Annotated in this window: 2 protein-coding genes and 1 pseudogene; all 3 read left to right on the forward strand. The window is 36.5% G+C overall.

What is annotated here, in order from left to right:
* Nucleotides 1-625, forward strand: a pseudogene (locus AC1DUW_RS24485) (YfcC family protein); the annotation flags it as partial.
* A 53-nt stretch (nt 626-678) separates the two neighbouring features.
* Entirely contained in the window at nt 679-1857 is a 1179-nt protein-coding gene (locus tag AC1DUW_RS24490; protein ID WP_330219143.1) for an amidohydrolase, read from the forward strand.
* A gap of 209 nt (nt 1858-2066) precedes the next feature.
* A complete protein-coding gene (locus AC1DUW_RS24495) occupies nt 2067-2498 on the forward strand; it encodes an SRPBCC family protein (RefSeq protein ID WP_082527495.1) in 432 nt (143 codons plus the stop codon).
* Nucleotides 2499-3104: the final 606 nt, after the last annotated feature.

Raw genomic sequence — 3104 nt, forward strand, 5'->3', positions numbered from 1 at the left:
ACTTCTGCTCTTGGTGAATTTCATCGTGTTAATGTATGGCGTTATTAAAGTAGGTTGGTATATTAGCGAAATTAGCGGATTATTCTTAATGTGTGCTATCATACTGGGCTTTATTGGAGGGCTGTCACCTTCTAAGATGGCTAATGGTTTCATTTCAGGAGCGAGTGACATGGTTTCTGGAGCACTTATAATTGGTGTCGCACAAACAATCTTGGTTATTTTCACGAATGGTGGTCTACTGGATACAATTTTATATTATACGTCTGGATTAGTTGAACAATTGCCCCCTGCAATTAATGCTTTAGGAATGTTTATTTTACAAATGCTCATTAATTTTGTTGTTCCATCTGGAAGTGGACAAGCTGCACTCACCATGCCAATTATGACACCGTTAGCAGATTTAGTCGGTATGTCAAGACAAACCGCTGTGTTAGCATTCCAATTAGGGGATGGCTTATCTAATATGATTTTTCCTACTTCCGGAGTACTAATGGCCGGTTTAGCAGTAGCAGGGATACCTTTTACCAAATGGGTGAAATGGATCTTTCCGTTTTTCCTAATTCAAATGGCCGTATCGATAATCTTTTTAATTATTGCCCAAGCTATTAAATATGGTCCTTTTTAACGTAAAATATGAAATAATAAATAAATATATATATATAAGGAGGTCTTTCATTAATGAAGACAATGGAAAAGGCGATTATGAATCAGGTAATCTCATGGAGGCGCCATATACATGAAAACCCCGAGCTTTCCTATCAAGAGCATAATACATCTGATTATATTTACAATCTATTAAGTACATTTCCAGGATTAGAAGTAACGAAGCCAACAGAAACAAGTGTATTGGCAGTATTAAGAGGATCGAAGAAAGCTGATCAGAAAAACTATACCATTGCGTTTCGTGCAGATATAGATGCATTGCCTATTCAAGAAGAAGCTGATGTGGACTTTAAATCGAAAAATCCAGGAGTTATGCATGCCTGTGGACATGATGCACATGCTGCCATGTTATTGGGTGCTGCAAAGATTCTTTCTGAAAAAAGGGAGGAGATTTTTGGGGAAATCAGATTTATCTTTCAACATGCTGAAGAATCCTATCCAGGAGGGGCATCAGAATTAGTGAAAAGCGGTATCATGGAAGGAGTTGACTATGTATTCGCTCTTCATGTTTCACCTTATGAACGAAAAGGGACAATTTGTATCAAAGATGGGGTATTCTGCGCGGCTGCTGATGACTTTGAAATTAAAATAATTGGCCAAGGAGGACATGCTTCTACTCCTGAATTAACAATCGACCCATTAATCATTGCAGCTGAAATCACAACCAATCTTCAACATATTATCTCTAGAAAACTTTCTGCACTTAAAGCACCCGTGATTTCCGTTACTACATTTCATGCTGGAAGTGCTCTAAATGTAATACCAGAATATGCAGAGCTTGGCGGGACAATTCGATCTCTAGATGGAGATAGTCGCGTAAAATCTAGAGAATATCTAGAGAAAATTGTAAAAGGGATTACTGATGCACATGGAGCAAGCTATGAAATCAATTGGTTATTAGGTTATCCTGCTGTGGTCAATAACAAAACAGTAGTAGACATCTCTCGGGAAATTGTAGAAGAAATTTGCGGGAAAGATAACCTGATAAACGTCGAACATCCAATGTTTGGGACTGAGGACTTTTCTGCCTACTCCGAAATTGTTCCAGCTTCGATGCAATTTATAGGTGTTCACAGTGATGAAATAGGAAAAGCGTATCCGCTGCATCATCCTAAATTCAAGATTGACGAAAGTGCCTTGCAATACGGAGTAGAATATTTCGTAGGAGTTGCAAGGAAATTGTGTGGGCACTAAATAGTTATTTAAATGAAAGCAGAATTCATTTACCCGTACAAAAGGGCGCCATTGTTAAGTAACGAAAGCCGGATTTCTCAGTGTTATCAGTGAGGAATTCGGCTTTTTAATATTGAGGTATTGTTAACGTTATAAATTTTCGTATCAAAGAGTAGAATAAAGCTCAATCTTAGAGCTAACTATAAAACTAAAAGAAGAAACGAGGATAAATGATGATTAACATGCCACATCAAATTATGATAAACGCGCCTGCTGAAAAAGTATACGAAGCCATAACCACGACTGAAGGATTTAAGGGGTGGTGGACAACAGATGCTAAAGCTGAACCTCAAGTAGGAAGCATTGCTGAATTTGGCTTTTACAATCGTAAAGCTATTTTCCAAATGCACATTGATCAGCTTGAACCAGGTAAGTTGGTAGTATGGACAGCTCAACATGATATGCCAGGATGGAAAGGTACAAAAATTCGTTTTGATTTGAATGTAAATGAAAACGGAGCTACTGTTGTAAACTTTAATCATTCTGGATGGGAGTCAATGGAAGGACCATATGCGATGATTAATACAACTTGGGGTTCACTTATGTACATTCTTAAGCAATATGTGGAAGGAAAAAAACCAGGTGTGTGGCATCAAGGATAAATAAGATATAAAACAGAAAATGTATTTTTATAGAAGGACAGCAGAAACATATCATACTTCCCGTAAAGCTCAAGATGCATTTGCATTGGGAAGCCAAAGGCGGCCAAAACTGGCGATTGATTCTAGAGATTTCAATTCACAAATTAGTTTGTTTTGTGATTATTCTAAATGTCGGCTTTAGTTGAGTAAGTATCACTATTCTAATTTCAGGTGCAGCCTTTTAGTCAGAATAAGACTTCTATATTGCCTCATTCATTATTCAAAAGCAATTACAGGTATAATCAGTGCTGCTTTAGAATTGTATGCTTTCTAGAAGATTGAAAATCCCATCCTTGCCCAGTTGGATGGGATTTTTCTACTCTGAATGAGAATAATATGACTCATAAGAAAAACAAAAATTTGTATAAGGAAAAAAGAAGGATGAAACTCGTGGATTCCGAAAAATCCCACCCTTATCTATTGAGAATTATTCTTAACTCTATTAAAAATTCAAAAATGAATTATTGGTTTTTACATGAATCCTTAAAAGTAAGGCTTTTTAAGAGAATAAAATTCATTAATGAATTGACTCATTTCGTAAAATCAAGCTGTTTACACCTATATATG

Source organism: Peribacillus sp. P4_C12 (assembly GCF_056402095.1).

Coding starts and splice junctions, on each gene's coding strand:
- AC1DUW_RS24490 (WP_330219143.1), top strand. CDS start 679: ATGAAGACAATGGAAAAGGCGATTATGAATCAGGTAATCTCATGGAGG.
- AC1DUW_RS24495 (WP_082527495.1), top strand. CDS start 2,067: ATGATGATTAACATGCCACATCAAATTATGATAAACGCGCCTGCTGAA.